This window comes from Planotetraspora sp. A-T 1434 (genome assembly GCF_025420585.1).
GTDB lineage: Bacteria > Actinomycetota > Actinomycetes > Streptosporangiales > Streptosporangiaceae > JAOEGB01.
In genome coordinates this window covers 127,025-151,034 of record NZ_JAOEGB010000022.1, presented here as the reverse complement: position 1 = coordinate 151,034, position 24,010 = coordinate 127,025, and the positions used below count along the sequence as shown (strand labels likewise).

The 24,010-nt window shown below is 71.0% G+C and carries 22 protein-coding genes; 10 read left to right on the top strand and 12 right to left on the bottom strand.

Annotated elements, in window-relative coordinates; all coding sequences use genetic code 11:
• Nucleotides 1–26: 26 nt before the first annotated feature.
• Entirely contained in the window at nt 27–1,361 is a 1,335-nt protein-coding gene (locus N5079_RS26025; protein ID WP_261586707.1) for a Glu/Leu/Phe/Val family dehydrogenase, read from the bottom strand.
• A gap of 483 nt (nt 1,362–1,844) precedes the next feature.
• Here N5079_RS26025 and N5079_RS26020 point away from each other — a divergent pair, with 483 nt between their 5' ends.
• Nucleotides 1,845–3,431 (top strand): alkaline phosphatase D family protein, encoded by a 1,587-nt coding sequence (locus tag N5079_RS26020; RefSeq protein WP_261586706.1) that lies wholly within the window; start codon nt 1,845–1,847, stop codon nt 3,429–3,431.
• A 204-nt stretch (nt 3,432–3,635) separates the two neighbouring features.
• Here N5079_RS26020 and rocD read toward each other — a convergent pair whose 3' ends face one another.
• The 4 genes from rocD to N5079_RS26000 all read right to left on the bottom strand — a co-directional run bounded on the left by rocD (nt 3,636) and on the right by N5079_RS26000 (nt 7,293).
• Nucleotides 3,636–4,880 carry an ornithine--oxo-acid transaminase gene (gene rocD, locus N5079_RS26015; RefSeq protein ID WP_261586705.1) on the bottom strand — a complete coding sequence of 415 codons (1,245 nt, stop codon included), beginning with the start codon at nt 4,878–4,880 and terminating at the stop codon, nt 3,636–3,638.
• Nucleotides 4,877–5,713 (bottom strand): dimethylargininase, encoded by an 837-nt coding sequence (ddaH, locus tag N5079_RS26010; protein ID WP_261586704.1) that lies wholly within the window; start codon nt 5,711–5,713, stop codon nt 4,877–4,879. The genes rocD and ddaH overlap by 4 nt, the downstream gene beginning before the upstream one ends.
• 139 nt (nt 5,714–5,852) lie before the next feature.
• Nucleotides 5,853–6,293 (bottom strand): Lrp/AsnC family transcriptional regulator, encoded by a 441-nt coding sequence (locus N5079_RS26005; RefSeq protein ID WP_261586703.1) that lies wholly within the window; start codon nt 6,291–6,293, stop codon nt 5,853–5,855.
• Nucleotides 6,294–6,582: 289 nt separating this feature from the next.
• Nucleotides 6,583–7,293: a TetR/AcrR family transcriptional regulator gene (locus N5079_RS26000; protein WP_261586702.1), complete on the bottom strand. Its 711-nt coding sequence runs from the start codon at nt 7,291–7,293 to the stop codon at nt 6,583–6,585.
• A 65-nt stretch (nt 7,294–7,358) separates the two neighbouring features.
• Here N5079_RS26000 and N5079_RS25995 point away from each other — a divergent pair, with 65 nt between their 5' ends.
• From N5079_RS25995 to N5079_RS25985, 3 genes are all read left to right on the top strand, one after another.
• Nucleotides 7,359–8,102, top strand: a complete 744-nt coding sequence (locus N5079_RS25995) for an ABC transporter ATP-binding protein (RefSeq protein WP_261586701.1) — start codon at nt 7,359–7,361, stop codon at nt 8,100–8,102.
• On the top strand, nt 8,099–8,827 hold the full coding sequence (locus N5079_RS25990) for an ABC transporter permease (RefSeq protein WP_261586700.1): 729 nt from the start codon (nt 8,099–8,101) through the stop codon (nt 8,825–8,827). Before N5079_RS25995 ends, N5079_RS25990 begins: the two co-directional genes overlap by 4 nt.
• Before the next feature lie 81 nt (nt 8,828–8,908).
• Nucleotides 8,909–9,826 (top strand): LysR family transcriptional regulator, encoded by a 918-nt coding sequence (locus N5079_RS25985; RefSeq protein WP_261586699.1) that lies wholly within the window; start codon nt 8,909–8,911, stop codon nt 9,824–9,826.
• A gap of 4 nt (nt 9,827–9,830) precedes the next feature.
• Here the strand turns inward: N5079_RS25985 and N5079_RS25980 are convergent, their stop codons facing one another.
• Entirely contained in the window at nt 9,831–10,733 is a 903-nt protein-coding gene (locus N5079_RS25980; RefSeq protein WP_261586697.1) for a helix-turn-helix domain-containing protein, read from the bottom strand.
• A gap of 421 nt (nt 10,734–11,154) precedes the next feature.
• Between N5079_RS25980 and N5079_RS25975 the strand changes: the two genes are divergently transcribed.
• Nucleotides 11,155–11,646 carry an ATP-binding protein gene (locus N5079_RS25975; RefSeq protein ID WP_261586696.1) on the top strand — a complete coding sequence of 164 codons (492 nt, stop codon included), beginning with the start codon at nt 11,155–11,157 and terminating at the stop codon, nt 11,644–11,646.
• A gap of 28 nt (nt 11,647–11,674) precedes the next feature.
• Here N5079_RS25975 and N5079_RS25970 read toward each other — a convergent pair whose 3' ends face one another.
• On the bottom strand, nt 11,675–15,136 hold the full coding sequence (locus tag N5079_RS25970; protein WP_261586695.1) for a BTAD domain-containing putative transcriptional regulator: 3,462 nt from the start codon (nt 15,134–15,136) through the stop codon (nt 11,675–11,677).
• A gap of 129 nt (nt 15,137–15,265) precedes the next feature.
• Between N5079_RS25970 and N5079_RS25965 the strand changes: the two genes are divergently transcribed.
• Nucleotides 15,266–15,955: a hemerythrin domain-containing protein gene (locus N5079_RS25965; RefSeq protein ID WP_261586694.1), complete on the top strand. Its 690-nt coding sequence runs from the start codon at nt 15,266–15,268 to the stop codon at nt 15,953–15,955.
• A gap of 71 nt (nt 15,956–16,026) precedes the next feature.
• Here the strand turns inward: N5079_RS25965 and N5079_RS25960 are convergent, their stop codons facing one another.
• Entirely contained in the window at nt 16,027–16,734 is a 708-nt protein-coding gene (locus N5079_RS25960; protein ID WP_261586693.1) for a DUF5941 domain-containing protein, read from the bottom strand.
• Nucleotides 16,731–18,305 (bottom strand): CDP-alcohol phosphatidyltransferase family protein, encoded by a 1,575-nt coding sequence (locus tag N5079_RS25955; protein WP_261586692.1) that lies wholly within the window; start codon nt 18,303–18,305, stop codon nt 16,731–16,733. Before N5079_RS25955 ends, N5079_RS25960 begins: the two co-directional genes overlap by 4 nt.
• A 218-nt stretch (nt 18,306–18,523) precedes the next feature.
• On the opposite strand from N5079_RS25955, the gene recO reads away from it, so the two are divergent.
• Entirely contained in the window at nt 18,524–19,306 is a 783-nt protein-coding gene (recO, locus tag N5079_RS25950; protein ID WP_261586689.1) for a DNA repair protein RecO, read from the top strand.
• 30 nt (nt 19,307–19,336) lie between these two features.
• The gene (locus N5079_RS25945) at nt 19,337–20,110 is read left to right on the top strand and encodes an isoprenyl transferase (protein WP_261586688.1); all 774 of its coding nucleotides are present in this window, start codon (nt 19,337–19,339) and stop codon (nt 20,108–20,110) included.
• 36 nt (nt 20,111–20,146) lie between these two features.
• On the opposite strand, the gene N5079_RS25940 is transcribed toward N5079_RS25945, so the two are convergent.
• From N5079_RS25940 to N5079_RS25930, 3 genes are all read right to left on the bottom strand, one after another.
• Nucleotides 20,147–20,695, bottom strand: coding sequence for a CGNR zinc finger domain-containing protein (locus N5079_RS25940; protein ID WP_261586687.1), 549 nt, complete (start codon nt 20,693–20,695; stop codon nt 20,147–20,149).
• 119 nt (nt 20,696–20,814) lie between these two features.
• Nucleotides 20,815–21,204, bottom strand: coding sequence for a Fur family transcriptional regulator (locus tag N5079_RS25935; RefSeq protein WP_261586686.1), 390 nt, complete (start codon nt 21,202–21,204; stop codon nt 20,815–20,817).
• Between the two features lie 45 nt (nt 21,205–21,249).
• Nucleotides 21,250–21,696: a DUF6703 family protein gene (locus tag N5079_RS25930; RefSeq protein WP_261586685.1), complete on the bottom strand. Its 447-nt coding sequence runs from the start codon at nt 21,694–21,696 to the stop codon at nt 21,250–21,252.
• A 348-nt stretch (nt 21,697–22,044) separates the two neighbouring features.
• Here N5079_RS25930 and N5079_RS25925 point away from each other — a divergent pair, with 348 nt between their 5' ends.
• Both N5079_RS25925 and N5079_RS25920 read left to right on the top strand, forming a co-directional pair.
• A complete protein-coding gene (locus N5079_RS25925; protein ID WP_261586684.1) occupies nt 22,045–22,383 on the top strand; it encodes an antibiotic biosynthesis monooxygenase family protein in 339 nt (112 codons plus the stop codon).
• Between the two features lie 175 nt (nt 22,384–22,558).
• Nucleotides 22,559–23,944, top strand: coding sequence for a glycine--tRNA ligase (locus N5079_RS25920; protein ID WP_261586682.1), 1,386 nt, complete (start codon nt 22,559–22,561; stop codon nt 23,942–23,944).
• Nucleotides 23,945–24,010: the final 66 nt, after the last annotated feature.

The window sequence follows — 24,010 nt, the reverse complement described above, 5'->3', positions numbered from 1 at the left end:
CAAACCCTAACTAACCGGCATTGGGGTTAGGGGTAGAGGCCGCGCATCTGGTGGGCCTCGGCCACCCGGCCGACTCCGATGGCGTGGGCGGCCTGGCGGAGCGTGAGGTCCCTCTCCTCCGACAGGGAGGCGACCGCCTGGAACGCGGTTGTCATGAGGTCTCGAAGCTTCACCTCGACCTCGTTGGCGCTCCAGGAGTAGGCCTGCATGTTCTGCACCCACTCCAGGTAGGACACGATGACGCCGCCCGCGTTGGCCAGGATGTCGGGGACGACCGTCACCCCGGCTTCCGTGAGGATCCGGTCGGCCTCGGGCGTGGTGGGGCCGTTGGCGCCTTCGACGATCAGGCGAGCCCTGACACGGGGGGCGTTCGACGCCGTGATCACGCCTTCGAGCGCGGCGGGGACCAGCACGTCGACGTCCATCTCGAGCAGCTCGTCGTGGCTCAGGGCGTCCGCGTCGCGGTAGCCGTACACCGAGCCGGCCTCGGCGGCGTGCGCCCGCAGGGCGGCGACGTCGAGGCCCGTGCGGCGGACGACCGCGCCGGTGGCGTCGGACACGGCGACCACGCGGCAGCCCGCGTCCGCGAGGTACTGCGCGGCGAGCGCGCCCACCTTCCCGAAGCCCTGCACCGCCACGGTCGCGTCCTCCGGGGACCGGGAGAGGGCCTGGAGCGCCGCGATCTGGACGCCGCGCGAGGTGGCTCCCGCCCGGCCCAGCGAGCCGCCGAGCGTCATCGGCTTGCCGGTCACCACTCCGGGCACCGAGTAGCCGGCGTTGGCGCTGTAGGTGTCCATGATCCACGCCATGGTCTGCTCGTCGGTGCCGACGTCCGGGGCGGGGATGTCCTTCTCGGGGCCGATGAGGGGGAGGATCTCGTTGACGTAGCGCCGGGTGACCCGTTCGAGCTCGCGGGTGGTCAGCGCGCCGGGATCGACGGCCACGCCGCCCTTGGCCCCGCCGTACGGGATGCCGGCCAGGGCGCACTTCCAGGTCATCCACATGGCGAGCGCGGTGACCTCGGGGAGGTCGGTCGAGGGGTGGAAGCGGATGCCGCCCTTGGCCGGGCCGCGCGAGAGGTTGTGCTGCACCCGGTAGCCCTGGACGACCTCCATGCGGCCGTCCTCGCGGCGGACCGGGACCGAGACGGTCAGTGACCGGCGGGGCGTGGCGAGCATGAGGTGCAGGCCCTCGTCGAGGCCCAGGAAGCGGGAGGCCTCGGCGAGCTGGAAGCGGGCCGCCGCGAGGGCCTGCTCTCCGGGGGAGGCGGGCTCCGCGGGGTGAGAGGCCGCGGGGAAAAGGGGATCGGGGACCTCGTCCCGAACCCCCGACGCCGTTGTCGGGAAGTCCGTGATGGTCATGTCTGGGAGTGCTCCTCCGATTGGATGGGCTGGATGCGCCAGATGCCGGACGCCCGGATGCCCGGCCTCGTGCCGTCGACGTTGACGGTACGGAGTCGAGTGGGGCTCCGGCGGCCTCTTGATCGAATCGTGGACTCGTCCATAGCGGTATAGGCCATTCCGGCGTGGTAAGAGAGCTGTTTCACCTTTGTGGAGCAGTGGAGCTGGACCGGATTTGCAGACCGGCGGTGCCCTATCGCGGACATTCCTCCATAGATCGCCGCAAAGTAGCGGTTTTTCGTGAGGATCGGGGCAGTGACCTCTTGGGCCGTCTGGAGGCGGGCATCGCCGAGCACCACCGGGCGATTCTGGCGTCTACGGCGCGGCTCGGACTGAAGAGCTCATGCGCGAGCTTGGTCATCTGGTGCGGTCCCTCGACGGCTGACCACCAGCCACCAGGTGGAGTTCCCGCATATGGTCATAAATGGCTTAGAGGGGAGTCACGTGCCTGATCTGCTGGTAGGCCCCATGCTTCGTTACGTCGATGAGACGAGCGCGTCCATATGGGTCGAGACCACCGAGCCGTGCGAGGTCGCCATCGCGGTCGGTGGCGTCCGGGCCACCGACCGCACGTTCGCCGTACACGGCCACCATTACGCGATAGTCGACGTCGAAGGCACCGGGCCGTACACCGTCGAGCTCGACGGGCGGCGCGTCTGGCCGCTCGACGGCTTCCCCGACAGCCAGATCTGCCCCCTGGAGGAGCTCAACCGGGTCGTGTTCGGCTCGTGCCGCACCACCGTGCCGCACGACGAGGAGTACGTGGCGACGCACGGCGTGGACGTGCTCCGCGAGTACGGCATGCGGCTGATGGACGGGGAGGACCTACCGAGCCTCATCCTGTTCCTCGGCGACCAGGTGTACGCCGACGAGCCCTCCCCGGAGATGCTCGACTTCATCCGTGCCCGCCGGAGTGACGGCCCCGACGAGATCGTGGACTTCGAGGAGTACGCCGAGCTGTACCGCCAGGCGTGGACCGACCCCGTGGTCCGCTGGCTGCTGTCCACCGTGCCGACGGCGATGATCTTCGATGACCATGACGTCCGCGACGACTGGAACACCTCCCTGGCCTGGCGGCGGAAGATGGCCGAGGTGCCGTGGTGGCCGAAGCGGGTGACCTCGGCGCTCGGCGCGTACTGGGTGTACCAGCACATCGGCAACCTGTCGCCCGCCGAGCGGAAGGCCGACCCCATGTTCGCCCAGATCCACGGCGCCGGCCTGGACGGCGGGCCGGCCCTGGACGAGTTCGCCAAGCGAGCCGACGAGGACCCGTCGTCGGCGAGGTGGAGCTACACCCGGGACATCGGCGGAACACGCTTGATCATGGTGGACACCCGCTGCGCCCGCGAAGTCGACCCGCGTCACCGTCGGATGCTCGACGATGAGGAATGGGCCTGGTTCGTCGACCTCGCCACCGGTGACGTCGACCACCTGCTCATCGGGTCATCGGTGCCGGTGTTCCTGCCGAGCGGCATCTTCGACGTGGAGAGCTGGAACGAGGCCGTCGCGGGCGGGGCGTGGGGCCGCCGGGCGGCGGTGTGGGGGGAGAAGATCCGCCAGGCTCTCGACCTGGAACACTGGGGGGCGTTCCGGGAGTCGTTCGAGCAGCTCGGCCGCCTGCTGGTCGACGTGGCTGCGGGCCGTCGCGGACGGGCTCCGGCCACGATCGTCCTGCTCTCTGGTGACGTTCACTACTCCTACCTCGCGGCGGCGGGGCGGAAGTCCTCCGACCTCGAATCGCCCCGCATCTTCCAGGCGGTGTGCTCGCCGATCCGCAACCCGCTGAGCCGCACGCTGCGACTGGCCAACGTGATCGGGTCCTTCGGCGTCGCAGGTCTCGTCGGCGGCGTCCTGGCGCGCATGGCCCGCCTGCCGCGCCGCGCCCTTCGCTGGAAGATCACCGATGGGCCGTGGTTCCCCAACGCGCTGGCGACCCTCGACCTGGACGGCCGCTCGGCGGCCGTGAGCTGGCACACCGCTCGTCCCGCCCTGGAGGAGATGGCCCGGATTCAGCTCACCCAACCCCGGTAACCCCCCGCCCGGTCTCCCCGCCCGGTCTCCCCGCCGTGATCATGCACGGGTTCCCGTACGGCGTGGCTGACCCGCGCCTTCCCCGCCCGTGATCATGCACGGCGGGGGATGCCATGCCGTACCTTCTGAGCGCCGGTACGGCTCACGCCCTGAGCGGTGGGTACGGCTCGCGCCCTCGGGGGCGTGAGCCGTACCGGAAGGGTCTCAGCCGGCGGCGAGCTCGGTGAGGACGGCGCCGAGCTGGTCCACCGCCCAGGTGAGGTCGTCCTCGGAGACGACGATGGGCGGCGCGAGGCGGATCGTCGAGCCGTGCGTGTCCTTGGCCAGCACGCCGCGGCGCATGAGGGCCTCGCTGACCTGGCGGCCGGTGCCGAGCGACGGGTCGATGTCGATGCCCGCCCACAGGCCGCGTCCCCGGACCGCCACGATGCCCGGCCGGCCCTCGCGGGCGTCCGCCAGCTCGCGCAGCCGCTCATGGAGGTGGGCCCCGAGCTCGCGGGCCCGGGACTGATACTCGCCCGTGCGGAGCAGCGCGATGACCGCGTTGCCGACCGCGCAGGCCAGCGGGTTGCCGCCGAACGTCGAGCCGTGCTGGCCCGGCCTGATCACACCGAGGACGTCGGCGTTCGCCGCCACCGCCGAGACCGGCACGACCCCGCCGCCGAGGGCCTTGCCCAGGACGTACATGTCCGGCACGACGCCCTCGTGGTCGCAGGCGAAGGTCTCCCCGGTGCGGCCCAGGCCCGACTGGATCTCGTCGGCGATGAACAGCACGCCGCTCTCCGAGCAGATCTCCCGGACCGAGGTGAGGTAGCCGTCCGGCGGCACCAGCACGCCCGCCTCGCCCTGGATGGGTTCGAGCAGCACGGCGACGGTGTCCTCGTCGATGGCGTCCCTGATCGCCTCGGCCGAGCCGTACTTCACGATCCGGAAGCCGGGCGTGTAGGGGCCGAAGCCGTCGTGCGCGTCCGGGTCGGTGGAGAAGCTGACGATCGTGGTGGTGCGGCCGTGGAAGTTGTCCTCCATGACCACGATGTTCGCCCGGTCCCTGGGCACGCCCTTGACCTCGTAGCCCCACTTGCGGGCGACCTTGATGGCGGTCTCGACGGCCTCGGCGCCGGTGTTCATCGGCAGGACCATGTCCTTGCCGCACAGGTCGGCGAGCCCGGAGACGAACGCCGCGAACTGGTCGTGGAAGAACGCCCGGCTCGTCAGCGTCAGCCGTTCGAGCTGCTCGCGGGCGGCCGCGATGATCGCCGGGTTGCCGTGGCCGAAGTTGAGCGAGGAGTAGCCGGCCAGGCAGTCGAGGTAGCGCCGGCCCTCCACGTCGGTCACCCACGCGCCCTCGGCCGAGGAGAGGACGACGGGCAGCGGGTGGTAGTTGTGCGCGCTGCGGCTCTCGCCGAGCCGGATGAAATCCTCGGTCACGTTGTCTTTTCGCGTGGTCATGGGCGGATCTCCAGGGTGCAGCACTTGGGGCCGCCGCCCGCCTTGCGCAGCTCACTCAGGTCGACCGGGACGACCTCGTAGCCGCGCCGCTTCAGCTCCAGCGCGAGCCCGGTCGCCTCGGCGTTGAGGACGACGTTCCGGCCGTCGCTGACCGCGTTGAGGCCGAGGACCTCGGCGTCGGCGGCCGAGGCGATGAGGGCGTCGGGGAAGAGCCGCTCCAGGACCTTGCGGCTTCCCGCGGAGAACGCCTCGGGGTAGTAGGCCACGTTCCTCCCGTCGAGCGGGAACAGGGCCGTGTCGAGGTGGTAGAACCTCGGGTCCACCAGCCGGAGCGTGACCACGGGCCGGCCCAGGAACTCCTGGGCCTCCATGTGCGCGGCCACGTCGGTGCGGAAGCCGGTCCCCGCGAGGATCATCTCGTCGAGCGTCAGGTAGTCGCCCTCGCCTTCGTTCGTGAACGACGCCTCCAGCGTCTCGAAGCCGCGCTCGGCGAACCACCGCAAATACGCCGGGCCCTCGGAGACCCGCTCCGCGTGGGCGAACCGTGCTCCGTAGACGCGGCCCTCGACGACCAGCGCGCCGTTGGCGGCGAAGACCATGTCTGGCAGCCCGTCCACCGCGTCGATCAGGCTGACGGTGTGGCCCAGGCTCTCGTACGCCTGCCGGAGGCTCTCCCACTGCTGTACGGCTCTCGCCGTGTCGGCGCCCGCGTCCGGGTCCATCCAGGGGTTGATGGAGTAGGACACGGTGAAGAACTCCGGCCGGCACATCAGGTAGTGCCGTGCCGTACCGGTGCGCTCGCCGGTGGTGGCGGTGGTGAAGGGCAAGGTCATCGAGGCTCCATACGGGAAACCGGTGAACAGGTCTTCAGCGTAGGAACCGGGAGGCGGGCGGCCAATGTGCCCGCGTTGCTCCTTGGTGGGGATCGGTTGCGTCTTTCACCCGGTTTGCGGCGATCCGTTAAGGCGACCGCTAAGGCGATCCGTTAATCAGGCGGGAGAGCACGATCGCGCTCTTCGTCCGCACCACGAACGGCTCGGCGGCGATGCGCTCGATGATGCGCTCCACGTGGCTCACGTCGGTCGCGCGGATGTGCAGCAGGGCGTCGGCCTCGCCGGTCACCGTGCAGGCCGAGACGATCTCCGGATGCCGGGCGACCGCCATGCCGATCTCCGAAGGGGAGGTCTTACCGCGGCAGAACAGCTCGACGTACGCCTCGGTCGTCCAGCCGAGAGCGGACGGCTCGACCCGCGCGCTGAAACCGGTGATCGCTCCCGTGGCGATGAGCCGGTCGACCCGGCGCTTGACCGCCGGGGCGGACAGCCCGACCTGAGCGCCTATTTCGGCATATGTCGCGCGGGCGTCCTCGACGAGAGCCTTGATGATGGCGCGGTCCAGCTCGTCCAACTTCACGTGGACCTGTATACCGGTCATCGCGTGCGAGGCATCGATCGCATAGAAACCCACGGCCCGTGTCTCCGGCCGTGATCATGCACAGGTTCCCCGAGGGCCCCTTTGACCTGCGCCGATCTGATTCGTGATCATGCGCAGATTCCCGGCCTTGGCCCTTGACCTGCGGCAACCGTGGTGGTGATCATGCACGAGTCGCGAGGAGCGATGTGCATGATCACGACTTGAGTCGCCGCAGGTCGGTGGCGGGATCGAGGAACCCGTGCATGATCACGCCGAGGGTTGGGGCAGCTCAACCAGGCTGTCCGGGAACCTGTGCATGATCACGCCGGGGGGTTGGGGGGGTGGGGGCGGTCGGGCCGGTCTCGGGCCAGCGGAGGGCGTAGTCGCCGACGCCGCGCTCCAGCAGGTCGAAGGCGCGCTCGGCATGCCCGCGGATGTCCGCGACGATCAGGGCAGTGTCCTCCCCGGCGAGCCGGCGCACCGCGAAGTGCCTCGTCAGCGTACGGACGACCGCGCAGAGCTGCGCCGCGACGATGTACGGCGTCAGGTCGTCGGGGTCGGCGTCGGTCGCGTCGGCGAGCTCCCGCGCCAGCCTGAGCTCCCTTTCGACGTCCAGCACCTGCAGGCGGGCGACGAGGGTGGGGCTCTCCCGCACCCGGCGGGCGAACATGTCGGAGCCCTCGGTCATGCCGTAGCGCCAGTCGCCGGTGTCGAGGGCGTCGAAGAAGTCGCGCCGCAGCGCCTCGACGACCGTTTCGCCCGGCCGCCGGTCGCGCACCACCTGCGCCAGCATTCCCTCGGCCGCCTCGCTGCGGTCGAGGAACATGTCCTCCTTCGCGGGGAAGTAGTTGAAGACCGTGTTCACCGACACGTCTGCGACCCGGGCGATCTCCGCGACGGTCACGTTGTCGAAGCCGCGCTGCAGGAACAGGCCCATCGCCACGTCCGCGATGCGCTGCCGGGTCTCCCGCTTCTTCCGCTCTCGCAGGCCCTCTTCCATGGCTCAGATTCTATGTGCCGCCTCAAACTTTAAGTGACTCCAAATTTGGTGTTACTCTAAACGGCATGATTCACGCGAGAGGACTCTCCCGGTCCTTCGGGGCCGTCGAAGCGGTCCGGGGCATCGATCTCGACGTCTCCCAAGGGGAGATCGTCGGGTTCCTCGGCCCGAACGGCGCCGGGAAGACCACCACACTGCGCATGCTGACGACCCTGCTGCGGCCCACGTCCGGCACGGCCACCGTCGCGGGACGCGACCTGTTCGCCGACCCCATGGAGGTCCGGCGGCGGATCGGCTACGTGCCCCAGGGCAACACAGTCGGCCCGTTCTCGATGGTGGGCGAGGAGCTCCGGCTCCAGGCCCGCCTGTACGGCCTGCGCCGGGCCGAGGCCGCCGAGCGGGTGGACCGGCTGCTCACCGAGCTCGACCTGCCCGGGATGGACCAGCGGCCCACCGCCTCGCTCTCCGGCGGCCAGAAGCGGCGGGTTGACATAGCCATGGGCCTGCTCCACCGGCCCGCCCTGCTGTTCCTCGACGAGCCCACGACCGGCCTCGATCCGCAGAGCCGCGCGAACCTGTGGGACCACGTGCGGCGGCTGCGCGACAAGGACGGCGTCACGGTGTTCCTCACCACGCACTACCTGGAGGAGGCCGACGCGCTCTGCGACCGGATCCTCATCATCGACCACGGGCGGATCGTCGCCTCCGGCACGCCGGCCGAGCTCAAGGCGGCGCACGGGGCGGGCACGCTCGACGACGTCTTCCTCGCGGTCACCGGCCGCGAGCTGCGTGAGGGAGCCGCCGCGTGAGCGCCCTGGTCCCGCTGACCGCCTACTATCTCCGCGCCACGTTCAAGAGCAGGTTCGCCGTGGTCTTCGGCGCCGTCCAGCCGCTGTTCTTCCTGCTGCTGTTCGGCCCGCTGTTCGCCCGCAGCGGCGTCGGCTCCTGGGACACGCTCGTGCCGGGCCTGCTCGTCCAGCTCGCCCTCATGAGCTCGGGACTCGTGGGCTTCGGCATCGTCTTCGATCAGCGGTTCGGCGTGCTGGAACGGCTCCGGGTCACCCCGGCGGGCCGCACGTCGCTGCTGCTCGGGCGGGTGCTCAAGGACAGCGTCGTGCTGCTGGTCCAGGCCGCCGCGATCGTCGCCCTCGGGTACGCCTTCGGCCTCCGCGCGCCTCTGCCCGGCGTCCTCCTCGGCCTGCTGCTGATGGTCTTCCTCTCGGTCGGCATGGCGTCGGTGTCCTACGCCGCCGCCCTGACGATCAGGCAGGAGCTCTTCGCGCCCCTCATGTCGACGCTTGTGATCCCGTTGATGCTGCTGTCGGGGGCCCTGCTGCCCATGTCCCTCGCGCCGGCGTGGCTGGACGCCGTCTCCCGGTTCACCCCGTTCCGCTACGCCGTCGAGGCGCTGCGGGCGCTTTTCGCCGGGTCCTACGCCTCCTCCGAGGTCCTGTGGGGCGTGCTGGTGTCGGCCGTCTTCGTCGTCGCGGGCGTCGTCATCGGCACCCGGCTCTTCCAGCGAGAAAACGCCTGATCAAGGCATGGAACGGTCCGCGCAACTTCATGGAGGCCCACCTGAGGGTTGCGGGAGCCGTACGGACGCGGGGCGGTCACAATGGGTGGCGTGGCGGACGTCAACTTCACCCTCGTCCAGCTGCGTTACTTCGTAACGGCGGCCGAGCTCGGCAGCATGACCGCGGCCAGCCGGGAGCTCATGGTGGCGCAGTCGGCGATCTCGGCTGCCATCGCCCAGGTCGAGCGGGAGCTCGGGGTGCAGCTCCTGATCCGCCACCACGCCAGAGGGCTGTCGCTCACCCGGTCGGGGGAGCGGTTCCTCGTCGAGGCGCGGGAGTTCCTGGCCCACGCCGCCGCGCTGGCCGAGTCGGCCCGAGGGCTGGCGGGCTCGCTCACCGGCGAACTCGCCGTCGGCTGCCTCACCACGCTGGCGCCGTTCTACATGTCCCGGCTGCTGCGCCACTTCGCCGGGCGGCATCCGGGGGTGCGGGTGACGGTGTCCGAGGGGGAGATCTCCGCCGTGGAGAGCGCCCTGCTCGACGGCCGGTGCGAGGTCGCTCTGGTCTACGCGATCGATCTGGCCCTCGATCTCGACATCAGGCCGCTCACCCGGGCCAGGCCGTACGTTCTGCTGCCACCCGGACACCCGCTCGCCGGGGCCGACGCGGTGTCGCTGTCCGACCTCGCGGCCGAGCCGATGATCCTCCTCGACCTGCCGCGCAGCCGCGACTACTTCCGCACGCTGTACGCCGCCGAACCCCGGGTGCGGTTCCGCACGTCGAGCTATGAGACGGCGCGGTCCCTGGTGGCGGGCGGGCACGGCTACTCGATCCTCAACCAGCGGGCCGCGACCGACCAGACCTACGACGGCGGGCGGGTCGTGAGCGTCCCGATCAGAGATGACGTGCCGTCGCTCGACGTCGTGCTCGCGTCGGTCCGGGGAGTCCGGCCGACCGCCCGCGCGACCGCCTTCGCGGAGACGTGCCAGGAGTTCTTCTCCGCATTGTCCGAGACGTGAGGATCTACCGGATCTCCGCGAGCAGCTTCTCCAGGAAGGCCTTGGTGCGGAAGGCCGGCCGGGCCTCGACGCACAGCATGTTCATGACCTGCATGTACGCCTCGGTGTCCTCGGGCTTGTCGAGATAGAGCGCGCTCGTGAGCTGTTCGAGGTAGACCACGTCGGGCAACTCCTGCTCCTCGAAGCGCAGGATCGTGAACGGCCCGCCGGCCGCCGAGTGGCCTCCGCGCTCGAACGGGACCACCTGGAGGGTCACGTTAGGGTGCCCGGTCATCTCGATCAGGTGCTCGATCTGGCCGCGCATCGCCTTCTCGCCGCCCATCGGCCTGCGCAGCGCGGCCTCGTCCACGACGGCCCACAGCTTCGCCGCGTCCGGCCCGGTGATGCGCTCCTGCCGCCGCATCCGCAGGCTGATCCGCTTGTCCAGCTCGGCGTCCGACGCGTTGGGGTTGCCGAGCAGGATGACCGCGCGGGCGTAGTCCGGGGTCTGGAGCAGGCCGGGGACGAACTGAAGCTCGTAGCTGCGGATGACCGACGCGGCCTCCTCCAGCCCGATGTAGACCTCGAACCAGCTCGGCAGGACGTCGCCGTACTTGTGCCACCAGCCGGGCGTGTTGGCCTCTCTGGCCAGGCTCAGCAGCGGAGCCCGGTCGGCGGGGTCGGTCATGCCGTACAGCGTGAGGAGGTCGGCGATGTCGCGCTCCTTGAAGCTGACCCGGCCGAGCTCCAGGCGGCTGATCTTCGCGTGGGACCCCCTGATGGCGCTCCCGGCCTTCTCCGGCGTGATGCCGCGATCCTTGCGCAGCCGTCTGAGCTGAGTGCCGAGGAGGATGCGCAGGACGGTCGGCCCGCCCCGCGCCGTTCCGATCCGCGCCGGCTCGGCGTTCGCCGCCTGTGCCGTGTTCATGTGGACTCCGTGGCGGACATGATTCTCAGTGAACCAGTCTCTCGTTGCGGCGGTGTTGCGGACAGATGATCACTGTATTGGGTCCACGACGCCGTTCGCCAGTGGTGATCGTGCGCGTACTTCCAGGCCTTCGCGGGCCTTCGCGGGCCTTCGCGGGCCTTCGCGGTCAACATCCCGGTGACCGCCACGACGGTCCTGGAGTACGGCTTCATGCCCAAGGACGCCAACGGGCGCTTCACGTCGAGTGGGTGACGGCGCCCCGGCCGGCGGCGACATCGTGTTTACCGTGAACTAAGGCGGAATTTCGCCGAGCGGGAACTTTGCACATTCACGTGTGCTTGCATCCGCAAGGCACGGGGCAAGAGACATGACGACAGGGAAGTTCACAACGTGTAACGCGTGACGACCGCAGGGGCTGGCGATGACTGCAGATCTGGCGGGCCCGGGAGCCGCGACAGCGCCTCCATGGTTGACCTCGTTCGACCGTGACGACGTCGCAGAACTGTCCGCCCCGCCGTCGGCGACGTGTGCCCTCCACGGCCGCACCACCTCGCCCGCCGTCGCCCGGGACTTCACCGCCAGGACCCTGTGCGGCTGGGGCGCTCCCCACCTGATCCAGGACGCCCAGCTCGTGGTGTCCGAACTGGTGACCAACGCCCTCCGGCACGCCTGCGTGTCCGACCCGGCGTCCGGCCCGCCCATCCGGCTGCGGCTGGTGAACAACCGGTTCCATATCGGCTGCGCCGTCCGCGACGCGAGCGAGCGGGTGCCCGCGATGTCCCCCGGCAGCGACCTGTCGGAGACCGGGCGCGGCCTTCATCTCGTCGCGGCCCTGACGGCCACCTGGGGGTGGATCCTCACCCGCGGCGGCGGCAAGGTCGTCTGGGCCCTCTTCGACGTCCGGGACTCCTGAGCCGAGATCATCGTCGTTCCCGCGGTCGTCAGTGGTCTTGAGGTGTTCTTGGCGCGGTCTTGGAGAGCGCCGCCAGGGCCTCCTTCTCCCATACCGGCGCGTCCCACCGCCGCGCGACCTCGATCGCGTGGGCGAAGTGCCCGGCGGCCTCGCCGGGCCGGTCCAGCAGCAGGGCCAGCTCACCGAGCGAATGCGCGACCGGCCGCAGCACCAGTGACGTGGACGGCGCGCCCGGAAGCTGGTCGCGGTAGGGGAGGAGCACCTCCATCATCTCCTCCGCCTCGTCCCGCTCCCCGAGCACGACGACGGCCATCGCGCGCAGCGTGGCGAACACCGCCCGGAAGTAGTCGTTCCGCAGCGGAGGCCGGTGGACTCGCACCGCCCTCGCCTCGTCCACCCGGCCGTTCGCGGCGAGCGCGAGGGCGTAGGCGTCCGCGCCGGACGGGCCGTACTGCTCGTAGAGCGCGCGGAGCAGTCCCTCCTGCTCACCGATCCGGCCCTGGCTGATGCGGACCGACGTCAGGGCCATGCTGTAGACGCCGTAGGCGTGTATCGAGCCCTCGCGGCGCATCTTCTCGTAGGCCAGGCCGTACAGCCGCTCGGCCTCGTCGAGACGTCCGCCGATGTGCGCCAGGACGGCCTGGGAGCACATTCCCACCGAGAGCGCCTCCGCCATCTGGTAGGTCTGGGCGATCTCCATGCTCCGCTCGACGTGGGCGCGGAGCATGGCCGCGTCTCTCGCCGCCGTCGCGAGGGTGTATTCGGCGAACCACCGGTAAACGACCAGGTCGTGGTCGTCGGCGAGCGCCCGCAGCCGAATCGCGAGCGCGGCCCGCTCGTCCGGGGCGTGCTCGAAGGAGGTCTCCTTGATCAGCAGAGTGATGGCCAGTGCCTTCAAGGCCGGGTGGTCGAGGTGCTCCACCAGCGCCACCGCCTCCTGGGCGGCGGCGAGGCTGCGCGGGTCGCCCTCGCTGTCCATCTCGGCGACGAAGGCCGCCAGCAGGAGGCAGCGGGTGACCGGCTCCAGGTCGGTACGGCGCAGCAGCCGGCCGAGCAGCCGCACGGCGCCGGCGTCGATCGTCCCGTAGGGGCGGATCTGCCAGGGCGTCGCCTCCGTCCAGGACGTGAAGGCGGCGATCAGCAGGTCGTCGCGGCCCGACTGCACGGCGATGCCGACGGCGCGCTGCCTGGACGCCCGCGCGGCGACGACGTCGCCCGCCCGGACCTGGGCCCGCAACAGCTCGCCGAGCAGCGCCACCCGCCTGGCGTCGTGGTCCGCCGCCCCGGCCACCCGGTCGAAGCAGTCGAGCGCCTGGGCCAGCAGCTCGGCGGCCGTGTCGTGCGCGTACCGCCGGGTGGCCATCTCGGCCGCCCGCACGGAGTAGTCCACCGCCATCGGGGCCGTCGCCGATGACGCGGCCCTGGCGTAGTGATAGGCGAGGGCGGTCAGGTCGTCCGGGTGGAGCTCCCGCAGCGCGGCGGCGACCCGGGCGTGCATCCGGGTGCGCCTCACCTGGGACAGGTCCTGATAGAGGGTGTCGCGAACGAGCGCGTGGACGAACCTGACGCGGCCCGGGGACGGCTCGGTGAGCAGGCCGGAGAAGACACCCGCCTCCAGCGCGTCGAGGACGGCGTCCTCGGTGCCGTCGGCGGCGTTGACGAGCACCTCCACCTCGGCCTCACGGCCCACGACGGCGGCCAGCCGCAGGACGCTCACCGCGGCGGCCGGCAGCCGCGACAGACGGCGCCGCAGCACGTCGCGCACGCCCTCGGGCACGTCGGACAGCGTGCCCTCGCTCGCCAGCAGACGGGCGCTCTCCCAGACGTAGAAGGGGTTGCCTCCGGTGCGCTCGGCCAGCGACGAGAGGGTCGCCGGATCGACCGGCCGGTCGCACACCGAGGTGACCAGGGTCTCGACCTCGGCGCCGGACAGCCCGCCGAGCTGCACCCGCACGGGGGAGTGCCGCGCCAGCGCGGCCAAGGTGTCCTCCTGCGCCTCGGTGACGTCCGACGGCCGGAGCGCGACGACGAGGAGGATGCGGGTGCCCGCCAGCTCTCCGGCGACGGAGGCGAGCAGGGCCAGGGTCTCGGCGTCGGCGCGGTGTACGTCGTCGAGCACGATGGCCAGCGCCCTCCGCGCGCCGTTGGAGGGGTTTCCCGCGATGGCCCGCAGCCACGCGGAGACCGCCCGGTGCAGGCGGAAGCGACCCGCCGAGGCGTCCTCAATCACGTGGCCCTCGCCCAGCAACGGGGACAGCGCGGTCTCGTGCTCGCCCGGCGGCACGACGCGGGCCAGCGGCCGCAGCGCCTCCAGCCAGGCCCATGCGGGGGGCGCGCCGTCGGTCTCCGGGCACCGGCCGACCGCGACCAGCCAGCTCGCAGGGTCGAGGCCCTCCTGCAGGCGGCCGAGCAGCGCCGACTTGCCCGCTCCCGCCTCGCCCGTCACCACGGCGATGCGGGGCATCCCGGCCAGCACGTCCCGCGCGGCCTCGTCGAGCGTGGCCAGCTCCGCCGTACGTCCCACGAACAGAGCCGGCCGTCCGGGCGCGCCGTGCGCCGGGGCCAAGCCGGGGGAGCCGTCAGGCGGGGTGAGGCGGGGGGAGCCGTCAGATGGGGACAAGCCGGGGGAGCCGTCAGATGGGGACAAGCCGGGGGAGCCGTCAGCTGCAGCCGGTACGGGGACGGAGGCGGCTGGTCGGCCTCGCTTGCCGTCGCCCAGCGAGGCGTGGAGCACCTCGACCCGCTGGCCGAGGATGGCGTCCTCCAGTGTCACCAGTGCGGGGTCCGGGTCGAGGCCCAGCTCGTCGGCGAGGGTGTGGCGGGCGCGGCGCAGCGCGGACAGCGCGTCGGCCTGCCGTCCGCTGCCCCACAGCGCGAGGGCCAGCAGCCGCCAGCCCTCCTCGCGGAGCGGCTGCCTGCGGGTGAGCATCTCGGCCACCGGGACGGCGTCGGCGGCGGGCGCCGAGCGGAGCGTCGCCGCGACGAACAGCTCGCCGGCCGCCAGCCGCTGCTCCTCCAGCCGGGCGGCCTCGGCGACGGCCCACTCCTCGTCGGCGACCTCCGCGAACGCCTGCCCGCGCCACAGGGCCAGCCCCTCACCGAGGAGGGTCCTGGCCTCGGAGGGGCGGCTCTCGATCCGCTGCCGCGCCTCCTCGACCAGCCGCTCGAACCGCCAAGCGTCCACCTCGTCGCCGCCCAGCCGTACGGCATAGCCGGGGGCCGCGCTGACCAGGACGCGAGCAGGCGCGCGGGGAGGCCGGTCGGGCTCCAGGGCCCTCCGCAGGTTGGCGACATAGGTCTGGAGGGACGCGATGGCCTTCGCGGGAGGCTCCCCGCGCCACAGGTCCTCGATCAGCCGGTCGACGGACACCACGTCGCCCCTGGCGGCGACGAGCAGGGCCAGCACGGCGCGCTGGCGCGGCCCGCCGAGCTGCGCCGTCGTCCCGTTCACCTCGGCGTCGAACGCGCCGAGCACACGAATGCGGATCATCGCCGGAACGGTCCGTTGAGCACGCGGACATCGTAGGTCACTTCGGGCCATCCGTCCCAAGACCGTCTCAAGAGGGCTCCAAGAGCGAGGCCGGAGAGTGGAGGCGACCACCTGCGAGAGGAGACGAAGATGACCCCCGCCGCCCACGGTGCCGCCCACGGTGCCGCCCACACCCGTCCGGACACCCACGACATGCTCGTCGTCCACCGTGTGTTCCGCCGCGAGTCCCGCCTGCTGGCCGAGCTCGTGCCAGCGGTGTCAGAGGGGGACGCCGGACGGGCCCGGGTCCTCGCCGGGCACTTCCGCGACTACGCGCTGGGCCTGCACCACCATCATTCCGCCGAGGACGACCTGCTCTGGCCCAAGCTGCTGGCCCGGGTCGATCTGGAGGCCGACCTGGTCCTGCGCATGGAAGCCCAGCACGAGACGATCTCGGCCACCCTCGACCAGGTCGCCGGGCTGCTACCGGAGTGGGAACGCACGGCCGCCGCGCCGGTGCGGGACCAGATCGCCCTCGCGCTGACCGGCCACCGGGCGGCCCTGGTCGAGCACCTGGGGGAGGAGGAGATCCACATCCTCCCACTGGCCGAGGAGCACCTCACCGCCGATGAGTGGGCGGAGTTGGGCGGCCGGTTCGCCACCGAGACCCCCAAGGACAAGCTGCTGTATTTCCTCGGCGCCCTCCTCGAGGAGGCGACCCCGGAGGAGCGCGCGGAGCTGCTCGGCGGCCTCCCGCTGCCGGCCCGGCTGGTCTGGCGGACCGTCGGCCGGCGCAAGTACGCCCGCCGGGCCCGCCAGGTTCGCGGCCAGTCCGGTTAGCCGGGCCGGTCGGGTCGGCCAGGGTGGTCCGGTTAGTTGGAGAGTTGGTTAGTTGGGGGGTTGGTTCGCGGTCAGGCGGCGTCCGCGTCGCCGGTGGCCTGCTCGACCGCGTCCTCCGGCGACTGCTCCAGGTCCTGGTCGGCCTGGGCCTGGGCCGACGCCTTGTCCAGGCGCACCCAGCTCACCACGCTCTCCACCGAGAACAGCACGACGAGGTAGGCCGTGAGGACCACCGCCACCGGGGTCAGCAGGCCCGTCGCCGCGCCCACGCCGAGGAGCAGCAGGCGGACCTCCCAGCCCAGCCCCGCCCGGAACACCCAGGCCGGTGGCCAGATGCCCTGCCTGGTCCGGTACACCGTGTCGTACGTGTGGTAGCCGACGATGTAGAGGAGCACGAACAGCAGCCACTTGGGCGTGTCCGCGGCCAGCCCGAGCAGGATGATCGTGAGGAACTCGGTTCCGCGCAGCAGCGGCGGGATCAGCCAGTCGAATCGCCCGAGGTGGTCGCGCGGCGCGGTCGGGACGACCAGGGCGACGATCACCAGCACGGGCACGAGCAGGATCGGGCCGTTCTTGAGGGTGCCGGTCACCGCCAGGACGACGACGGCCGCCAGCGCCACGAGCGTCGCGGGCACGGGGGGCAGGCCGGGGCCGAGGCGGCCCTTCAGTGCGGCGACGAGCGGGCCGTCGTCCCGGTAGGCCAGCAGCCGCTCGGTCTGGATGCGGCGGCGCTCCTCGTCGGGGTCGGGGATGGCGGTGACCTGTGGCTGGGTGATCATGCGAGAGACCTCAGGAGACGTCCGGTCAGGGTGTAGGTGGCCGCGACGCCGCCCCAGATCACCAGCGTGAGGAAGGTGACGCGGGGGTCGAAGAAGGCGGCGGTGATCGCGATGGCGGCGAAGCGCTCGCCGATGGGGAACACGATCATCTTGCGGGCCCAGTGCACGGCGCGGAACCTGCCGGCCCTCGACCAGAGCCGCAGCAGGCCGCGGATGCCGGTGCTCTGGGTGACCTTGCGGTTCTCCAGCGCCCTGCGCAGCGGGCCGTCGTCGGCGGCCGACAGCTCCAGCGTCGGCAGCGGCGCGGGCGGCTTGCGCCGGTTGGCCGCGCCGAACGAGAAGTCGAGCAGGTGCTTGACCGTCTGGAGGCCCAGCGCGACCAGCGCCAGCGTCCACACGCCCTCGCCGTCGCCGAACTGCCCGGACACTGTGGCCCCCACGGCGAGGCCGACGAAGACGGCGTACTCCTTGAACCGGTCGAACGTGGCGTCCAGCCAGGCCCCGAGCACGCCGAATTTCCGCGCGTACCTGGCGACCTGGCCGTCGACGCAGTCGAACACGAACGCGAAGTAGATCAGCACGCCGCCCGCCACCGCGCCCCAGCGGGTGCCGGTGGCGAAGGCGGCCGCCGACAGGAGGCCGAGGAAGATCGAGATCAGCGTGACCTGGTTGGGGGTCAGCCCCCGCCGGGCCGCCCACCGGGCGATGAACCGGGAGTAGGTGCTGACGAAGAAGGTGGTGAAGAAGCCGTCGGCGCCCTTCACCGCGTTGTCCAGCCGCGCCCGGTCCTCGTTGAACCCGGCCATCTCCGCCAGGGCCTCGTCGGCCTCCGGCTGGGTCCGGACGCGCCGGTAGAACAGGTCGCGGCGGCCGCGGACGCCCACGGACACGCCCCGCCGTACGAGACCGAGAACGAGCAGTTCGGTCACGTCGTCCTCGGGACCGAAGAGGTGGGCCATGTCCGCCAGCTCGCGGGCGACCTCGGCGAGGACGGCGGCGTGCCGCTGGTGGAGGTGGAGAGGCCCGAGCAGGGCCGCGTTCGGCCGGGTCACGGCGTGGTAGGCCGTGCCGACCGAGACCACGCGGCCGCGGCCGGCCCGGATGCGCTGCGGCAGGCCCTCCAGGACGCCCCGACCGATCTCGGGCAGCGCGTCCTCGATCGGCGGCTCCTCCTCTTCGGTCTCCTCCCGGAGGATCAGCGCGATGGCGGCCCGCTTGGCCTTGGTGAGCTGGTAGATCAACTCGTCGTGCACCAGCGACTCGGCGGGGAGGATCAGCACGTTGTCCGTGGCGCCCTCGACCGCGTCCGCCAGCGCGCGCAGGTCCCCGGCGACGTCCGTGCTCTCCACGACCCGCCCCGGGTGCTCCCGGTAGGACGGGGCGTCGCCCGGCCGGGCGATCGTCACGGGCGCCGGGTCCAGAGAGGTGAGCTGTCCCAGCAGCCTGCCGTACGCGGTGGGCTGACCGGCAAGGGATGTCAGGGTGATGTCCGTCGGCAGGACGGGCTGGCCGCCCGGGGACGGAGGACCGATCGGGCCGGGCGGCGAGCCCAGCAGGACCACGCGGGTCATGGCACCCTTTCACGCAGCGGGGGGATCAGGCCGTACGGCTTGACCGGCGCGGGGAACTCCGCCGGAGGCCAAAGCTTAGTGAGCTTTCGGTCAAGCCGTCGCATCCCAGGTTTACCGTATGGACACTTGATGTCCAGCTTGGGGCCGGTTCCGCCCGGGTGGGAGAGATCAGATCCTTACCGAAATTTCACCATTTGGGGTGCTCGTAGGATGGCCGTGTGAGCCTTTACCGTGACGAGGGCGTCGTCCTTCGGACCCAGAAGCTGGGCGAGGCCGACCGCATCATCACGATCCTCACCAAACGCACGGGCAAGGTCCGCGGCGTCGCCAAGGGCGTGCGCAAGACCATGTCGCGGTTCGGCGCGCGGCTGGAGCCGTTCTCCCACGTCGATCTGCAGCTCCACGCAGGCCGGACGCTCGACGTGATCACCCAGGTCGAGACCATCCGCCCGTACGGCGAGGCGCTCGTGAGCGACTATCCCCGCTACACCGCCGGGACCGCGATGCTGGAGACCGCCGACCGGCTGACCGTGGGGGAGAAGGAGCCCGCGCTGCGCCAGTTCCTGCTGCTGGTGGGAGGGCTGCGCACCCTTGTCGAGGGCGGCCACGAGGCCCGGCTGGTGCTCGACGCCTACTTCCTGCGCTCGCTGGCGGTCGCGGGCTACGCCCCCGCGCTCTCGGAGTGCGCCCGGTGCGGCGCGGACGCCGTGCGGGCCTTCGCGATCGTGGCCGGCGGCGTGGTCTGCGGCGGCTGCCGTCCGGCGGGCGCGGCCGTGCCTGCGGCCGAGACGATCGCGCTGATGATCGCGCTGCTGCGGGGCGACTGGCCGGCCGCCGACTCCTCCGAGCCCCGGCACCGCACCGAGTGCAGCGGCCTCGTGGCGGCCTACCTCCAGTGGCACCTTGAGCACGGCATCCGCTCCCTGCGGCACGTCGAGCGGGACGAGCCGGCGGGCGGCGGGTGGCGATCCACACAGGACCCCCACATTTCGCGCACCTGAGACCCGGCGGCACGCAATACGCTCATGAGCATGGTCCGTCCTCCTACTCCGCATCCGTCCGGGGCGACCCCGCCCGCCATCCCGCGCGACCTGCTGCCCCGGCACGTCGCGATCGTCATGGACGGCAACGGCCGCTGGGCCAAGGCCCGGGGCCTGCCCAGGACCGAGGGTCACAAGATGGGCGAGGCGTCGCTGTTCGACGTCATCGAAGGCGCGATCGAGCTGGGCATCCCCTACCTGTCGGCGTACGCGTTCTCCACGGAGAACTGGAAGCGCTCGCCCGACGAGGTCCGCTTCCTGATGGGCTTCAACCGCGACGTGATCCGGCGCCGCCGCGACGAGCTCAACGCCATGGGGGTCCGGGTCCGCTGGGCCGGGCGTCCCGGGCGGCTCTGGAAGAGCGTCATCAAGGAGCTCCAGGACGCCGAGCGCATGACGACGCGCAACACGACGCTGACGCTGCAGTTCTGCGTCAACTACGGCGGCCGGGCCGAGATCGTGGACGCCGCCGTCAAGCTCGCGCAGGACATCGCCGCGGGCCGGGTCAAACCGGGGAAGGTGTCGGAGCAGACCTTCGCCCGCTACCTCGACGAGCCCGACATTCCCGACGTGGACCTGTTCCTGCGCTCCTCAGGCGAGCAGCGCACCTCCAACTTCCTGCTCTGGCAGGCTGCCTACGCCGAGATGGTCTTCCTCAACCAGCTCTGGCCCGACTTCGACCGCCGCGACCTCTGGCAGGCGTGCGAGATCTACGCCAAGCGCGACAGAAGGTACGGCGGGGCCCTGCCGAACGAGCTCCGCTGAGTCGTTCCGGGGGGCCGCTCTGAGAGACAGGCGGGCTCAGGCCCGCCTGCGGGCCCGGTACGCGGCGACGTGCATGCGGTTGCCGCAGGTGCGGCTGTCGCAGTAGACGCGGGACCGGTTGCGCGACTCGTCGACGAACACGTGGGAGCAGTCGGGGGCGGCACACGTGCGCAGCCGCTCCCACTCGTCCTCGACCAGCACGTGGGCGAGGGCCACGCCGCAGTCGGCGGCGAGATGCTCGGCGATCGACGCGCCCGGTGCGAAGTAGTGAACGTGCAGCGCGAACCCGTCGTGCTCGGTGAGGCTGGGCGTGATCCGCGTGCGGCCGAGCAGCGTGTTGAGCCGGGCGATCGCCGTCGTCCGATCGGGGGCGGTGAAGACCTCGTGGAACGCGTCCCGAAGCACCCGGACCTCGGCGAGGTCGCGGTGGGTCAGCGCCGCCACCCCGCTGACCTGGCGGCGCCGCACGAACGCCTCAAGATCCTCGACGCCGGCCAGCCCGTCGCGCTCGCCTGCCGCGGGCGAGGTGTTGATCAGGTCCACCACGGTGGCCAGCGAGAACACCATGTCATGGCTGAACGGCACGGCATCTCCCTATTTCCCGGCGCAGGCAGCGTACCTCTCGGGGCGGCCCGGCGTGGCGACATGACCGTATATCCGCGTCATATCCAGGTCACGATCATGCGGCGGTCACCCCCGCCGCGTCACCCGCCCGGGGTGGCGGCCGCGCACGACGAGCAGGTGCCGAAAACCTCGACGGTGTGGGTGATCTCGGTGAAGCCGTGCTCCGCGCCGACGACCTCGGCCCACCGCTCGACGTCGGGACCGGCCACCTCGACCGTGCGCCCGCAGCGGCGGCAGACGAGATGGTGGTGGTGGGTGTCACTCTCGCACGCCCGGTAGACGGACTCGCCGTCGTCGGTGCGCAGAACGTCGACCCGGCCGTCGTCGGACAGGGACTGCAGCGCCCGGTAAACGGTGGTCAGGCCGATCTTCGCGCCGTCCGCCCGCATCTTCGTGAACACGTCCTGAGCGCTCCGGAACCCTCGGCTCTGACGGAGGGTCGCGTGAACGGCGTCGCGGCTCTTACTCATGAGGGACTCCCGTGTACGGCGTGGCCACTTCGAATCTACCGATGCTCACAGGAGTCCGAGCCGCGTGGCGGCGAGCAGCACCAGGAAGGTCACGACCGCCACGCGGAGCACCCGGCCGCCGAGCCGGAGCGAGGGCCACGACAGGTAGGCCAGCCAGACGACGAAGCCCAGCACGGGAAGCACGGCGAGGGCGCCCCGCCAGTCCGCGACGACCATGCCGGCGAGCAGCAGCGCGACCATCACGACGGGCACCAGCCAGCGCGGCAGCTGGAACAGGAACACCAGGGGCGTCGCGCTCTTCTGCTCGACCGCCTTCCGGAGCCCCGTCGCGCCCGGCGTGACGAACTGCTCGCCCGCCGGCAGCGGCCGCCTCGGCCCTGCCCCCGCCCGCGCACGTGGCTGGGCACTTGGCTGGGCCCCCGGGGCGGGCTTCCTCGCCAGGGGATGGGCCGTGACCCTGGGCCGGCGCGTCGGATCGGTTTCGCTTCCCACGAGTCGAGCCTAGAACACCGGCCACGTAACCCATCCGCACCCATCGGCGTGATCATGCATGCTTTCCCGGGAAGCCTGGGGATCTGGGGTTTCCCTAATTGTGACCATGCATGGATTCCTGCGCGAGCGGTCTGATCGGCACCGCCACGGTTCGTGATCATGCAGTGTCCGTCCGATGCGTGCGACCTCATCGTGCATGATCACGCGAGCCGAAGCTTCAGGTGGGGTGGTCCACGTGGGAACCTGTGCATGATCACGCTGCGCAAAGCGCCAGGCGGGACGATGCATGAGGGAACATGTGCATGATCACGCCAGCGGGGCGTACGGGATGGTGGCATGCTTGGCGGCATGCTCTCCCTGATCCGCTATTCGGTGCCCGGCGCCAGGACCGAGGAGTTCACGGCGCAGGCCCGTGACATCCTCGACGTGCTGGCGGCCCAGCCCGGCTACCTGCGGGGCCAGGTCGGCAGGTCGGTCGACGAGCCGGCCCTGTGGGCGCTGGTCAGCGAGTGGGAGGGAGCGGGCTTCTACCGCCGGGCGCTGTCGGCCGCGCGAATGGCCATGTATCCGCTCATGACCCTGATGATCAACGAGCCGAGCGCCTTCGAAGGCGTGTACGGCATGCCGGGGAGCCCGGACGGGGATCTTCCCGGGACCGATCGCGCGGGAACCGCGGGCGAGGCCTGAGCGAACGGCCGCCGGATTCCCCTAAGCTTGAGCACAGATTCGGGCAGGTGCCGAGCCTCTTGCCGCCTGTGGCACGCGCGATCCGGCCGGCCCGCCCGATCGACGCACCGATCGGACAACCGATCCCCGAACACCTGATCTCAGGGCCGACACCCAGCCGGATGGAGTTCCACTCATGGCACGTCGCACCGACGTCTTGGAAACGATCGTCAGCCTCGCCAAGCGCCGCGGGCTGGTTTTCCCGTCGAGCGAGATCTACGGCGGTCTGCGGGCGTCGTGGGACTACGGGCCCCTCGGTGTCGAGCTGAAGAACAACGTCAAGCGCGAGTGGTGGAAGTCCGTGGTCCAGGGCCGCGACGACGTCGTCGGCCTCGACTCGTGCGTCATCCTCGCCCCCGAGGTGTGGCAGGCCAGCGGCCACGTCGAGACCTTCACCGACCCGCTGACCGAGTGCCAGTCGTGCCACAAGCGCTTCCGGGCCGACCACCTGCTGGAGGCGTACGCCGCCAAGCACGGCGCCGAGCCCGCGGGCGGCCTGGCCGACATCACCTGCCCCAACTGCGGCAACAAGGGCGCGTTCACGCAGCCGAGGCAGTTCAGCGGCCTGCTGAAGACCTACCTCGGCCCGGTGGAGGACGAGTCCGGCCTGGCCTACCTCCGGCCGGAGACCGCCCAGGGCATCTTCATCAACTACCTGAACGTGCAGCAGTCGGCGCGCAAGAAGATCCCGTTCGGCATCGGCCAGCAGGGCAAGTCGTTCCGCAACGAGATCACCCCGGGCAACTTCATCTTCCGGACCCGCGAGTTCGAGCAGATGGAGATGGAGTTCTTCGTCAAGCCGGGCACCGACGAGGAGTGGCACCAGTACTGGATCGACGAGCGCCTGCGGTGGTATGTCGACCTCGGCATCAACAAGGACAACCTGCGGCTCTACGAGCACCCGAAGGACAAGCTGTCCCACTACTCCAAGCGGACCGTGGACATCGAGTACCGCTTCAACTTCACGGGCACCGAGTGGGGCGAGCTGGAGGGCATCGCCAACCGCACCGACTTCGACCTGACGGCGCACAGCAAGGCGTCGGGCACGGACCTGTCGTTCTTCGAGCAGGACAGCGGCGAGCGCTACGTGCCGTACGTCATCGAGCCCGCGGCCGGTGTGGACCGGGCCACGCTGACCTTCCTCCTCGACGCCTACACGGTGGACGAGGCGCCCAACGCGAAGGGCGTCATGGAGGAGCGCACGGTCATGCGGCTCGACCACCGGCTCGCGCCGGTCAAGGTCGCGGTGCTGCCGCTGTCGCGCAACGCCGACCTGTCGCCGATGGCCCGTGACCTGGCCGCGCAGCTGCGCCGCCGGTGGAACGTGGACTTCGACGACGCGGGCGCGATCGGCCGCCGCTACCGCCGCCAGGACGAGATCGGCACGCCGTTCGCGATCACGGTCGACTTCGACACCCCGCAGGACCAGGCCGTGACTATCCGCGAGCGCGACACCATGGCCCAGCAGCGGGTCGCCCTCGACCAGGTCGAGTCCTACCTCCGCCAGCACCTCAACGACTGACGAGCACGCGAAAGGCGCCTCCCGGGACGTCCCGGGAGGCGCCTTTTCCGTGTACGGCTCCGTCAG